Below are 12192 nucleotides of genomic sequence, written 5' to 3'. Positions count from 1 at the left end.
TACGGAAATTGAGGAGATAACGGGTGGCGCATTTCGTGATCATGGGATGTGGCCGTGTGGGGGCGACGCTTGCGCATACGCTCGAGGACGCCGGCCACTCCGTGGCGATCATCGATCAGGACGACCGCGCCTTCCGCAGGCTGCGCCAGGGCTTTACGGGGCGCAAGGTCACCGGCGTCGGCTTTGACCGGGACACGCTCAAGCAGGCCGGGGTGGCCGACGCCTATGCTTTCGCCGCCGTGTCCAGCGGCGACAACTCCAATATCCTGGCTACCCGCGTTGCCCGGGAAACATTCCACGTCCCGCACGTTGTGGCCAGGATCTACGATCCCGGCAGGGCCGAGATCTACCAGCGTCTGGGCATTCCCACGGTGGCCGCTGTCCGGTGGAGCGCGGACCAGGTCCTCCGCCGCATCCTCCCTGAGCAGCACCTCGCCGGGGATTTCCGCGAGCCCTCCGGCCGCCTGGTGCTGGCCGAACTGGATCTCGACCCCGGCTGGGTGGGGCACCGGGTCACCGCAATCGAGAAGGCCGCGGATGTCCGCGTGGCCTACCTCACGCGCTTCGGCGAGGGACTGCTGCCCGACGCCGGCACGGCCTACCAGGACGGCGACACCCTGCACGCCATGCTGCAGGTGGACCGCAGTGCCCAGGTGGCGCACATCCTGGCCAAAGCCCCCGCGAAGGAACCGAAGTGAAAGTAGTTATCGTAGGCGCCGGCAGTGTCGGCTCGTCGATTGCCAGGGAGTTGCTGGCCCACAAACATGACATCCTGCTGATAGACCTCAAGCCGGAGGTGATTGGCCGCAGCGGACTCCGCGGCGCGCACTGGCTGGTAGGCGACGCCTGCGAACTGAGCACGCTGCAGGGCGCAAAGGTGGAAGACGCCGACGTTGTGGTCTCGGCCACCGGCGATGACAAGGTGAACCTGGTGGTTTCCCTCCTGGCCAAGACGGAATTCGGCGTGGGCCGCACCGTGGGCCGGGTCAACAATCCCAAGAACGACTGGATGTTCAACGATTCCTGGGGCGTTGACGTGGCCGTCAATACACCGCAGTTGATGACCGCGTTGGTGGAAGAAGCCGTGGAGATCGGCGACCTGGTCAGGCTGCTCACGCTCCAGACAGGCGTCTCTTCCCTGGTGGAGTTCACGGTCCCGCATGACTCGCACGCCATTGGCCTGACCGTGGGAGAAATCCGCTGGCCCGAAGACTCGACGCTGGTGGCCATCCTGAGGGACCACGCCCCCATCACGCCCAGCCGGGATGACGTGATAGACGGCGGCGACGAACTCTTCTTTGTCACCACGATTGCTGCCGAGGACGAGCTCCGTGCCCTGCTCTCGCCGGAGTCGGTTGAGTCAGTGGAGCCTGCGGAGTCCTTGGCCGGGGCGGGGCAGCCTGGCGCTGACCAGGCCGCCCAGCCGGTAGAGGCTCAGGTGGCGGAGGGCGACGGCTTCGACGGCTGAGTTGGTTCCGCCGCGGGAACCGGCCGGGTGACCAGCCAGGCGATCCAGACGCCAAGGATGTACAGCGGGGCCCCCATGATGAGGCGTGTGGTGGCCAGTCCTGCCAGCCCCTCCTCGCCCATCAGATAGAGGGGAACCTGGACCACCAGCCGGAGCACCAGCACGGTGATGATGATCCAGGTGCCAAGTCGGTACGCCTTCAGCCGGGCGGGGTTCTTCCGCCACTCAATGCCTTCATTGCGGATGAAGCCGAACAGCAGTCCGGCCACGGGCCATTTGATGAAAATTGAAATGGCCATGGCAAGAATGTAGGAGGCGTTGGTGATGAAGCCGGGAAGATAAAAATCTTCAGCTTTTCCGGTGGTGTTGGCCAGCCAGGCCGAGATTCCTACGCCCACTACCCCGGCCAGTGCCTGGGTCAGCGGGCGCCGCTGCACCAGGCGCACCACCGTAAAGACAGCCGCCGAGGCCAGGGCAGCCACCAGCGACGGCGTCAGGTCCCGGGTGGCGGTGAACGCGATGAGGAAAACCAGGCCCGGAGTGATGCTTTCCGCGATTCCCTGGACGCCGCCGGCGCTGCGCAGGACATCGATGCGGCCGTCATGGGTCCGGTGGAGCCCGGCTTTAGCCGCGTAGCCTTCGGCCAGTCCGGCCATGGTGGAAGGATCCGGCTCGGGTCGGGGTGATCCCGGGGACGGCTCGGGCTGCTGGGACGAGGTCATTCATTCTCCTGGCTGGACAGTATCTCGTAGCGTGGATTGAACATGGTGGGCAGGCCCTGGCTCTGCGTGACCATGCCTTCAAGCCGGACTTCGGTGCCGGCGTCGATGCCTGGCACGCGCCGCCGTCCCAGCCACACCACGCGAAGGCGGCCGCGTTGCCCGGACGCCGTCCGTAAAGCGGGCCTCTCACGTTCAACGTCTGAAACTATCGCTGTATATGCTGCCGTCTGGTCCGCCGGCATAAAGGTGACGGATTCAACCTGCCCGTGGCACACCACACGGCCTTTTGCCGGGAGACTGCTGACAGGTATCCCGGGACCCAGGGACGACGCCGGCTCATCCACGGACAGATCAGCCAATCTGCGTTATCTCCGGGCCGCGCTCGGGCTCCTGGAGCTCTGGCGCAGCCGGTGCCGCTGCCGGTGCTGGTGCGGCGTCCTTCGGCAGGCGGAGCTGCAGCAGGTCGCGCGGCGGCATGGGGCTGTCGCCGCGGATCACCACAATCTTGCGGAACAGGCCCTCAAGTGGTGCCGCGGCTTCGCGGTCCATCGCTGCCGCGCCACCCAGTACCCCGCGCAGGAACCACCGTGGGCCATCCACCCCCACAAAACGGGCAACGCGGTATCCCTGGCTTCCGTCTGCCGCGCCGGCGGGAAGCTTGGCAATCAGCTCAGGGCCGAACTCGCCCGGGATCTCTTCAACCTGGCCGCCCTGGCTGCCCACCGACTGGCCAATCTGCTCGCGGATCTCATCCCACAGTCCCTCGGACTTGGGTGCCGCGAAGGCTTGGAGCTGCAGGCTTGAACCGTTCAGGTCCATGGTGACCGCCACTACCCGCTGCGTTGCTTCCTCTACTTCAAGCCTCAGCTGGAGGCCTTCGCTGGGGGTGATGAGGAGGGCACCGAGGTCCACGTAACCGTCACGGCTGGAGATTTCGGAGACGTCAAATGGTCCGGCGGCCCGCGGACCCTTGGTGCTGGCCACACCTTCCGAATCTTCCGCGTCCGTGATGGCCAGGGAACCGTCCAGTTCGGCTTCCTGATCCTTCTTGACTTTCCTGCCGAGCCCAAAAACCATGGGGGTCGTCTCCTTAGTTATGAATATGCCTGGCCGGCCCGGGGGTCGCGCCGTCAAAGTCGTGATGCCGTAATGCAGCCCTGCCGCCCGGCCGCCTGCCGGGGCGGGACGTCAGGTGGTGGGCTGTGTGAATCCGCCGGTGGAACCGAATCCGCCCGCACCGCGTACCGAGCCGCTCAATTCGTTGACTGGGATGAACTGCGCATACTCCACCCGCTGGATCACCATCTGTGCAATTCTATCGCCGCGCCGCAGCTCAATGGCCTGGTGCCTGTCGGTATTGAGCAAGGTCACCGAAATTTCACCGCGATAGCCGGCGTCCACAGTTCCGGGCGCGTTGACGATCGTCAGCCCGTGCTTGGTGGCCAGGCCCGAGCGGGGGTGGATCAGTGCCACGTAGCCTTCCGGCAGGGCAATTGCCACTCCGGTGGGAACGAGTTTCCGGTCCCCGGGCTGCAGTATAACGTCTTCCCTGGCACGCAGGTCTGCCCCGGCATCACCGGGGTGGGCGTAGGACGGGGCCTCCAGCCCGGCATCCAGCATTTTCAGCTGTACATGCAGCGTTGGCGCCCCGTACTGCGCGGCTGCACCAGTGAAGGCACCCGGCGCAGCTTCAGGTAAGGCATCAGGAGCTGCGCGGGGCGGCGTCTCGTCACGGGCGGAATCTACAGTGGCAAGTTCATCAGTCACAGTCACTCACTCTAACGCCCGGCAGCAAATCCGGCCCGGAATGTTGGCCTCCCTGCCCAAGGTGAAATAGCCACCCAAAGATGGAAAGCTGGAGGCATGCCCGAATCAAGCTCCACTCCCCCTGTGCCCAACACGCCTTCCGCCGGTACCACGGTGATTTTCAAGGAGCGGCTGTGGCCCACCATTTGGGTCTGGGTCATCGCAGCGGGCATTGCCGGGGCTGGGATCCTGGTTTTTGCGCCCATCAGCATGGCTGCCGGCTACACGGCGGCCGCTGTGCTTTTTGGCATCATGGGTGTGCTGCTGGTGCTCTCGACTCCCGCCATCATTATCACGGGGACGTCCCTCACGGTGGGCCGCGCCACCATCGAGCGCAAATATATCGGTGAGGTACAGCCGTTCCGGGGCAAAGAGGCTACCGCGGAGCGGGGAACCCGGCTGAACGGGCTTGCCTACCTTTGCATCCGCGGGTGGATCGATCCAGTGGTCAGGATTGAGATAACCGATGCGTCGGACCGGACCCCGTACTGGCTGACCTCCACGCGGCGGCCCGAGGAACTGACAGCGGCCCTGCAGCACACCTGAGTCCAGCGCGGGCCGTCACGGCCATCAGCCCTTACGGGGACGTAGAAGGCCGTCAGCCTTCGCACTCCCTGCAGTAAAGGCGGCCGTCTTTTTCCAGGGCAATCTGGGAACGGTGCCTGACCAGGAAACATGACGAGCAGGTGAATTCATCCGCCTGGGGCGGGACTATCTGGACAAGGAGTTCTTCACCGGAGAGGTCTGCTCCCGGGAGCTCGTAGCCGGCGGCAAGCTCACTTTCGTCCTCTTCCACCACTGCAGCGGGCTTGTCCGACCTTCGGGTCTTCAGTTCCTCCAGGGAATCCTCATTGAGGTCTTCTTCAGACTTCCGCGGCGCGTCATAGTCGGTGGCCATTCGCCTCACCTCGCTCCCAATCCGCTTCCGGATGTAACACCCTTGATAACGCCGGACACCTGGCGTTGGTGCCCCGCGTGCCGCACATCTTTCCCTAATGCGCGGGCAAAATCCAGCACCTTCGGCGCTGAACGGCACCCGCCCGGGACCCGGGATGTGGCCAGGCTTCGGTCCTGCGGCCGGAAACTCCCGGAATATCGCGGCGCGCCCTCCCTCCTCACCCAAAAATGTGCAGCCGGGTGGCAGAGTTTCGATTGATAGTAATGCCAGGGTGGAGGATTTGCATGCAGGATCTACGGCTTGTAGGCGTACACGACGACGGGGAGCATCTCCTGTTGAGCGGTGCCGGCGGCGAGATGTTCCAGCTGCCGATCGACGAAGCTCTCCGGGCGGCCAGCCGGTCATCGGCGAAGGCATCGGCGGCCACGGCTCCCATTGCCATGTCGCCGCGGGATATCCAGGCGAGGATCCGCAGCGGCGCCACCGCGGCGGACGTGGCGGAGCTCTCCGGGCTGCCGCTCGCCAAAGTTGAGCGCTACGAGGGACCTGTCCTGGCTGAACGCGAGTATGTGGCCCAGCAGGCGCGCAAGATCGAGGTGGCCTCACCCTCCCCGGGACACGACGCGTACCGTTCAGTTTTCGGCGACAACCCTGCCTCGCTGGGTGACATGGTTGCCCACCGGCTCTCGGCACACGGCATTGACCCCTCCTCGGTGGAATGGGACTCCTGGCGGCGCCCCGACGGCAGCTGGACAGTGGCTGCGCGTTTCCCGCTGAAAAATGATGGCACGCCCGGGATTGGCGAAGAACCCCCTGCCCTGTGGACGTTCAGCCCGGCCCGCAAGGCGCTCCAAAACGCCAACCGCTGGGCACAACAGCTCAGCGAGCTGGAGCCGCTGGACGGTCCTGTTCCGGCACGCCGGCTGACGGCCGTTTCGGACCGGCCCTTCGACTTTGAAGCGGATGCGGGCGCGGCAGCGGCCCGGAACGCAGGTGCTACCCACAGCGGTCCCCAGCCGGTCAAGGAATCCGACGGACTGTTGGACATGCTGCGCTCGCGCCGCGGCCAGCGCCTCGGTGTTGATGAAGACGCCGACGACGCCCTGGCCCTGCTCCTGACCCATGGGGTCCCGGCAGCGCATCCACGGCCTGCCGAACTCAGCCAGCAGCAAAAGGAACACCAGCAGCAATCGGAAAAGAACCAGGAACTCAGCGATTCTGAGCCTGCCGGAACGCCTGGATCCGTTGAACCGGGGCAGGAGGCGCCGGCGGCGCAGGCTGATCCGCTCACGCGCAAGCGCGAGGGGCGGCCTTCCATGTTGTCCAGGTTGAGTCTGATTCCGCCGCACCGGGACAACGTGGAGGACTTGCTGAGACTGCACGACGGCGTCAGTACGGACACGCGGGAAATCACCATTGTGGCCTCCCCGCTCCGCCCCGCCGGGCCGGCGTACACACCCCCGGCCTCCACCAGGAATCCTGCATCCTCAACGGAACAGCCACCGCAGCCGGACACCGGAAACAGCACACCCAGCGTGGGCCTTGACGAACTGCTGGGCGGCGGGAGCCCGCGGCGCACGCAACGCTCCACTACGCCTGAAGACCCGCCGGCCAGGGCGAACCAGGACCACGATGCAGACACGCCGGAACGGCAGCCCTCCAAACCGAAACGCTCAAGCATTCCTTCCTGGGACGAAATTGTCTTCGGGACCAGGGGCGACTGACCACCCTGGCCGCGCATCCGCAGGCTTAGCCGGCCCCGCCGGAACCCCGCCATAGGCAGGCATCAGTCTCAAACGGGAGCAACTGGTCCCGCTGGGCCATTATGCTGGCGCCGTGCGCTGTTACCCGCCGCATGTAGTGCCGCCGGCACAGTGTTTCATAGCCCACCAGCGGGACGTGGCCTTCACCCTTGGACGCTGTGGGATCGACGGCCATATCCACGTCACCCACCACAACCTGGGCGCCCTCCACCACCATGACTCCGTCCACGGTCCGGGCGTTCTGGGTGGCCCGCCGTCCGCACCAGCAGAGGGCTTCCACCTGGAGGACCTTGACGTGGTCGGCGAGTTCAATCAGCCGCTGGGATCCGGGGAAGAGCCGGGTGCGGAAGTCCGCGCTGATTCCGAAAGCAAAAACGTCGACGTCGATCTCGTCCACCACCCTGGCCAGCTGCTCCACCTGCTCCGGCGAATAGAACTGTGCCTCGTCGCAAATCAGGAAATCCACTTTCTGTCCCCTGGTGCGGCGGCTGACCACTTCGTCCCAGAAGTCGGTGCTGTCCAGGACCTCCACGGCGTCCGTTTCAAGGCCAAGCCGGCTGGAAATCCGGGACCCTCCGGCCCGGTCGTTGCGGCTGAACCGAACGCCGCCGCGCCCGCGCGCCCGGTGGTTGTAGTCCATCTGCAGGGCGAGCGTGGATTTTCCGCAGTCCATGGTTCCGGAGAAGAACACCAGCTCAGCCACGGCGGGCCTTCTTGCCCTCCGCAGCGAAGCACAGCAGCGGCACTTCACGTTCAGCCTTCGTCAAGGAGCCGTGCTGGCCGATGACCTCCATGGCTGTGGGCCTTGAACGGCGGGTGTCGTAGAGGGCAAGGGCATCCCGTGCGGCAATCATGATGTCGCCGATCCTGGGCCCGACGGCGGGGCGGAGAGGACCGAACAGCCCGGCGGCCAGCGCTTCCTCCCTCGTGAACGCCCAGATCCTCTCGCCAAAGCGGGCCCGCCAGGCGTCCAGCAGCCGGTCCCGGCGGGAAGCATCCATCCAGTCTTCAAGGTAGAGATGGACCATGCGGGGCTCCCCCGCTGTGTGCCGGACCCCGTCGATCAGCGCAGGATCCGCGGCGTAGTCGATCCGTTGCGCCTCGGGAACGTCCAGCATGCCGTGGTCTGCCGTCACAAGCACGGTGGTGCCGGCAGGAAGCGAGCTGTTGAGCCTCTTGACCGTGGCGTCCAGTTCCTCCAGCTGGTGCTCCCACTGTTCGGACTGGCAGCCATGCCGGTGGCCGGCCTTATCCAGCTCGTTGACATAGAAGTACATGAGCGAGGGCCCGGCGGCGGCCATGGCATCCGCGGCTGCCCCGGTGCGGGCATGTGAGGTGTTGGCGGAGATGAAGCGGCCACCACGGAGCGCCGCCTGGGTCATGGGCGACGTGCTGAACTGCGGAAGGCTGACGGTTGTCACATCCACCCAGGCCGCCGCACGCTCAAACACGGTGGGAAACGGCTGCCACACCAGCGGATCCACGCCCCCGTCCCAATTGCCGAGCATGTTCACCACTTTGTCCTGGTCCGGGTCCAGCACGTCGAACCCCACCAGGCCGTGCTGGCCCGGTACCAGCCCCGTACCAAAGCTCGCCAGTGCTGCTGCCGTGGTGGAAGGGAACGTGGAATCCAGCCACACCGGGACCTCACCCTGCCCGGCCTGCATGACCGAGCGCAGGAATGGCGTGTGGGCTGACTTCTGCTTCAGGAGGTTGCGGCCCAGGCCGTCGGCCAGGACCACGCAGACCCGCGACGCCGGCGGAAGGCCGAGGGTGTTGCTGAAGCCTTCCACGCCCAGGCTTGCAGCCGCGCTTGTCAGCACATCGGCGATGGAACGCTCCCCGAAGGCGGGCGGCGGCGGGGTGTTCAAGGCCGGACGGTTCCGATCAGAAGGTGCTGGGGGGACGGCTATTTTCCCGTGGTCCGGCATCTCAGCGCTGCTGGTGTCCGCGGCTGAGGCGGTTTCCGAACACGCCGGCCCGCGGCCGGGGCTGGAGCGTCTGCGGTGCATGCAGGACGGGTGCGGTGGAGCCGGTGTTGACGGCGCGCAGGGCCCTTGCGAAGAGCTTGGCGTCCTGGACTGCCTGCAGGCCATCGGCTTCAGCACTGATCCGCAGGACAATGTCTTCCTGGGCTATGGTGCCGCTGTAGCCATGATCTGCCTCGCATTGCGGATCGCCGCAGCTGGCCGGGCCCATGTCGAGCCGCTGGCCGCCGGACCAGGCGATGGCGAGGGTCAGCTCACGCACCGGATCCGAAGGCTTATAGTCCTGGGGCTGGGAATACATGTAGCTGAGCACCACCGAGCGGATCTGGGCTACCGGGACGGACTCGGTGGAAATCTGGGCCACGATTTGCTCGCCTGCTTCATCCAGCTGCTGGTCGTCCACGTGCGTGATGACCAGCATGTCCGCGGTGAGCACCAGGACGGTGATGTGGCGGCGGACCTCTGCCCGGTCAAAGTGGGTCTCCAGGTGGACCAGGTGGGCAACGCAGTCGCGGCCGTCGAGGGCGTCATCCACAACGTCGGACACCAGTCGCGGGTAGAAACCTGCCTTCTGGAGCGCCCCTTCCAGGCTTTGGCCCTGGGCGCTGTGGCTGTGTGAGCTGGAGTGGTGGGCTGCCTGGTTGTCATTGCCGGGCGTTTGAGGCGTCGACGTGGGAGGCTGTGAGCTCATTCCCCCATTTTCACAGATCGGCCCGGGACTTGCTAACCGCGGTTACCCCAGCATGGCCCGGCGGGCGCTGTCCGTACGGTGCGCGGCGTTCCCGATTCGAATGTCAGCCGCAAGGATTGACGCGCCCTGGGGCCCGCACAGCACCGGATTGAACTCCACCAGCGCAATCTCCGGATGGTTGTCCTTCAACCACGCCAGCCGTCCGGCCAGCTCTTCCAGGGCAGCAACATCCACCGCCGGCAGACCCTGATAGCCGAACAGCTTGCGCGCCGCCCGGGGTCCGCGAATAAAGTCCTTTACATCGGCGGCGGACAGCGGCGGGACTCGGTGCGCCCAGTCGTCCAGCAGGTTGACGGCGTCACCAGCCAGCCCGAAGGAGATCACCGGCCCGAGCAGCGGATCCTCGATGGCGCGGAAGGTGCAGGCCTGGCCTACGGGCGCCATCGACTGCACCTCCAGTCCGGGTGAACCGTACGCGGAGAGTGCACGGCGCATCTGCTGGATATTGAGCCGCAAAGACTCCTGGTCCTGGATGTCCAGGCGGACACCGCCGAGGTCCAATCGGTGGCGCAGTGCCGGTTCGGTGGTCTTCAGTGCCACCGGCCAGCCCAGCGTGTTGGCCGCTTCGACAGCCTGCTCCGGCGTGTCAAAGCCCGCGGACGGCAGTACCTCGATGCCGTAGTGCCCCAGCAGTGTGGCCACCGCGTCCGGATCCAGCTTTTTGAGCTGCTCACCCTGGACGTCCCGGAGCAGGACCTCAAGCTGGAGCCGTGCGGCTTCGGGGTCGCAGCCGTCAGGTTCCACAAAGTGGCCCTGGTCCCGGGCCACCCATTCGGAGTATCTCACCACGGCGGCGAGCGCAGCCACGGCGGCACCGGCATTGGAGAAGCAGGGCACAGCCTGAATGGGCTCGGTGGATTCTGCCGTTCCGCTGGCGTCCCCGGTTGCGGCGGCGTCACCTGTTCCTGTTCCGCCTCCCACCATTCCTTCGACGTACACAGACGGGTCCAGAATCCCCGTGAAGGCGGCCACCACGGGCTTTCCCGCCCCGGCCGAACACTCCGCCAGGACCTCGGCGATATTTTCCACGGTGAGTCCCCTGGCAGGGAGCAGCGCGGCCACCACCGCATGGACCTGCTCGGATGCGAGCGCTTCCTGCAGGCTCCGGCGGAGAGCCGGCAGCGCAAGGGACATGCCGGCGTCGAGATTCACGTCCGCGATAATGCGTTCCACCGTGAGGCCCTGCGAGGAGGCACTGTCCGCCACCACCTTGCCCAGAGCCAGGGAATTGCTGAAGACAGCAACTCCCGGCCCCGCGGGCAGGGGCTGGCCTGACACGATCTGGGCCACGTCCATAAGCTGTTCGATGGTCTCCACCCGGATCACCCCCGACTGGCGCATCATGGCGTCAAGCGCCCCGGCCGGTGCCTGGGTGGTGCGGACGGCGTGGCCAGGTGGCAGCCGCAGGCCCATGGTTTCGGACTTGGCCACAATCACCGGCTTGATGCGTGCCAGCCGCCGGGCGAGGCGGGAAAATTTGCGCGGGTTGCCGATCGACTCCAGGTAGAGCCCCACCGCGGCGGTGCCGGCGTCGTCCTCCCAGAACTGCATCATGTCGTTACCGGAGACGTCTGCCCGGTTGCCGGCCGAGAGGAAAGTGGAGATGCCCATCCTGCGCCGGCTTGATGCGGCGTAGAGCGACACACCAATGGCGGCGGACTGGCTGAACAGTCCCAGCCCGCCCCGCCGCGGCAGGGCGGGGGCCATGGAGGCGTTCAGGGACACGTCCGGGTGGGTGTTGACGATTCCCAGCGAGGCTGGGCCGATGACCCGCATGCCGTTGGCGCGCGCCTTCCGTACCAGCTCCCGCTGGCGGGCGAGGCCGCGTTCGCCGTCGTCGGCAAATCCCGCGGAGGCCACCACCATCCCTTTGACTCCCGCGGCGGCGCAGTCGTCTGCCACAGAGTCCACTTCTTCGTAGGGGACGGCGATGATGGCCAGCTGGACGGGGTCCGGGACGTCGGCGAGGCTGGCGAAGGACAGCATGCCGGCGAGCTCCAGGGCCTCCGGATTGATGGCGTAGACCGGGCCCGGAAAGCCGCCTTCAATGATGTGCTCCAGCAGCTGGTAGCCCACCGTGCCCCATTTGCGGCTTGCGCCGATCACTGCCACCGACGACGGCGCCAGCAGGTCCCGCACGCTGCGAGCCTCCGCGCGGTGCTCGCGGGACTCCATCACTGCACGGGATTTCTCCGTGGGGTCGATATTGAACTCCAGGCTCACCACGCCGTCGTCGAAATGGCGCCGAACGTCATATCCGGCGTCGGAGAACACCATCAGCATCTTGCGGTTTTCCGGCAGCACTTCGGCGCTGAACCGGCGGATGCCGTTTTCGTGGGCGGCGGCGGCAAGGTGCTCCAGGAGGATCGAGCCGAGCCCACGGCCCTGGTGCGCGTCGGCAATGTTGAAGGCGACCTCGGCCTCGGCGGGGTCCTCAAGCCTGTCGTAGCGCCCGATCCCGATGATCTCGCTGCCGATGGTAATCACAAAGGCCACCCGGTCTTTGTAGTCCACTTCGGTGAAGCGCCTGAGTTCCTTGCTGGACAGCCGGGCCTTGAACGCAAAGAAACGCATATAGATGGAGTTCTGGGACTGTCCGGTGTGGAAGGTCTGGACGGCCTCGGAATCGGTAGGATGGATGGGTCTCAAGTGGGCGGTTCCGCCGTCCCGCAGAACGACATCGGCTTCCCAATGTTCCGGATATATGCCGTCCCCGGGCTGATCCACCATAGGCTTAGCCTAGCCAAAAACTCCCGAAGTACGCCCTGAGTCCCCCCAGAAGGATTTACCAGCCCC

13 protein-coding genes are annotated in these 12192 nt (G+C 65.9%); 4 read left to right on the top strand and 9 right to left on the bottom strand.

The features are described from left to right. The first annotated feature begins 23 nt into the window (after positions 1 to 23). Both F8G81_RS09050 and F8G81_RS09045 read left to right on the top strand, forming a co-directional pair. Entirely contained in the window at positions 24 to 698 is a 675-nt protein-coding gene (locus F8G81_RS09050) for a potassium channel family protein (RefSeq protein WP_267278652.1), read from the top strand. Next, a complete protein-coding gene (locus F8G81_RS09045; RefSeq protein WP_267278651.1) occupies positions 695 to 1468 on the top strand; it encodes a potassium channel family protein in 774 nt (257 codons plus the stop codon). Before F8G81_RS09050 ends, F8G81_RS09045 begins: the two co-directional genes overlap by 4 nt. On the opposite strand, the gene F8G81_RS09040 is transcribed toward F8G81_RS09045, so the two are convergent. The 4 genes from F8G81_RS09040 to dut form a co-directional block, all read right to left on the bottom strand. After that, the gene (locus tag F8G81_RS09040) at positions 1435 to 2190 is read right to left on the bottom strand and encodes a DUF3159 domain-containing protein (RefSeq protein WP_267278650.1); all 756 of its coding nucleotides are present in this window, start codon (positions 2188 to 2190) and stop codon (positions 1435 to 1437) included. The two genes, F8G81_RS09045 and F8G81_RS09040, sit on opposite strands and share 34 nt — an antisense overlap. Continuing rightward, positions 2187 to 2549, bottom strand: coding sequence for a hypothetical protein (locus F8G81_RS09035; protein WP_323809234.1), 363 nt, complete (start codon positions 2547 to 2549; stop codon positions 2187 to 2189). The genes F8G81_RS09040 and F8G81_RS09035 overlap by 4 nt, the downstream gene beginning before the upstream one ends. Further along, positions 2542 to 3267 carry a DUF3710 domain-containing protein gene (locus F8G81_RS09030; protein WP_267278649.1) on the bottom strand — a complete coding sequence of 242 codons (726 nt, stop codon included), beginning with the start codon at positions 3265 to 3267 and terminating at the stop codon, positions 2542 to 2544. The genes F8G81_RS09035 and F8G81_RS09030 overlap by 8 nt, the downstream gene beginning before the upstream one ends. Before the next feature lie 111 nt (positions 3268 to 3378). Then, positions 3379 to 3957 carry a dUTP diphosphatase gene (gene dut / locus F8G81_RS09025; RefSeq protein WP_267278648.1) on the bottom strand — a complete coding sequence of 193 codons (579 nt, stop codon included), beginning with the start codon at positions 3955 to 3957 and terminating at the stop codon, positions 3379 to 3381. A gap of 96 nt (positions 3958 to 4053) precedes the next feature. Between dut and F8G81_RS09020 the strand changes: the two genes are divergently transcribed. After that, positions 4054 to 4542: a DUF3093 domain-containing protein gene (locus F8G81_RS09020; protein WP_267278647.1), complete on the top strand. Its 489-nt coding sequence runs from the start codon at positions 4054 to 4056 to the stop codon at positions 4540 to 4542. A 52-nt stretch (positions 4543 to 4594) separates the two neighbouring features. Here F8G81_RS09020 and F8G81_RS09015 read toward each other — a convergent pair whose 3' ends face one another. Continuing rightward, positions 4595 to 4894 (bottom strand): DUF4193 domain-containing protein, encoded by a 300-nt coding sequence (locus tag F8G81_RS09015; protein ID WP_267278646.1) that lies wholly within the window; start codon positions 4892 to 4894, stop codon positions 4595 to 4597. Positions 4895 to 5178: 284 nt separating this feature from the next. Here F8G81_RS09015 and sepH point away from each other — a divergent pair, with 284 nt between their 5' ends. Continuing rightward, positions 5179 to 6618 (top strand): septation protein SepH, encoded by a 1440-nt coding sequence (gene sepH, locus F8G81_RS09010; RefSeq protein ID WP_267278645.1) that lies wholly within the window; start codon positions 5179 to 5181, stop codon positions 6616 to 6618. A gap of 25 nt (positions 6619 to 6643) precedes the next feature. Here the strand turns inward: sepH and F8G81_RS09005 are convergent, their stop codons facing one another. From F8G81_RS09005 to F8G81_RS08990, 4 genes are read right to left on the bottom strand one after another with little or no spacing between them, the layout of a single operon-like run. Continuing rightward, positions 6644 to 7360 (bottom strand): thymidine kinase, encoded by a 717-nt coding sequence (locus F8G81_RS09005; protein WP_267278644.1) that lies wholly within the window; start codon positions 7358 to 7360, stop codon positions 6644 to 6646. Then, positions 7353 to 8588, bottom strand: a complete 1236-nt coding sequence (locus F8G81_RS09000) for an alkaline phosphatase family protein (protein ID WP_267279173.1) — start codon at positions 8586 to 8588, stop codon at positions 7353 to 7355. The genes F8G81_RS09005 and F8G81_RS09000 overlap by 8 nt, the downstream gene beginning before the upstream one ends. A 1-nt stretch (position 8589) precedes the next feature. After that, positions 8590 to 9336, bottom strand: coding sequence for a DUF5998 family protein (locus F8G81_RS08995; protein ID WP_267278643.1), 747 nt, complete (start codon positions 9334 to 9336; stop codon positions 8590 to 8592). Positions 9337 to 9378: 42 nt separating this feature from the next. Further along, the gene (locus F8G81_RS08990) at positions 9379 to 12126 is read right to left on the bottom strand and encodes a bifunctional GNAT family N-acetyltransferase/acetate--CoA ligase family protein (RefSeq protein WP_267278642.1); all 2748 of its coding nucleotides are present in this window, start codon (positions 12124 to 12126) and stop codon (positions 9379 to 9381) included. Positions 12127 to 12192 lie beyond the last annotated feature (66 nt).

Origin of the sequence: Arthrobacter sp. CDRTa11 (genome assembly GCF_026427775.1) — a bacterium.
Classification (GTDB): Bacteria; Actinomycetota; Actinomycetes; order Actinomycetales; family Micrococcaceae; genus Arthrobacter.
This window is presented reverse-complemented; position numbering and strand designations above follow the sequence as displayed.

Bases quoted from the DNA above. Each gene is read 5' to 3' on its own strand.
- F8G81_RS09040 (WP_267278650.1), bottom strand. From the start codon at position 2,190: ATGACCTCGTCCCAGCAGCCCGAGCCGTCCCCGGGATCACCCCGACCC.
- F8G81_RS09030 (WP_267278649.1), bottom strand. From the start codon at position 3,267: ATGGTTTTTGGGCTCGGCAGGAAAGTCAAGAAGGATCAGGAAGCCGAA.
- F8G81_RS09020 (WP_267278647.1), top strand. From the start codon at position 4,054: ATGCCCGAATCAAGCTCCACTCCCCCTGTGCCCAACACGCCTTCCGCC.
- F8G81_RS09015 (WP_267278646.1), bottom strand. From the start codon at position 4,894: ATGGCCACCGACTATGACGCGCCGCGGAAGTCTGAAGAAGACCTCAAT.
- sepH (WP_267278645.1), top strand. From the start codon at position 5,179: ATGCAGGATCTACGGCTTGTAGGCGTACACGACGACGGGGAGCATCTC.
- F8G81_RS09000 (WP_267279173.1), bottom strand. From the start codon at position 8,588: ATGCCGGACCACGGGAAAATAGCCGTCCCCCCAGCACCTTCTGATCGG.
- F8G81_RS08995 (WP_267278643.1), bottom strand. From the start codon at position 9,336: ATGAGCTCACAGCCTCCCACGTCGACGCCTCAAACGCCCGGCAATGAC.
- F8G81_RS08990 (WP_267278642.1), bottom strand. From the start codon at position 12,126: ATGGTGGATCAGCCCGGGGACGGCATATATCCGGAACATTGGGAAGCC.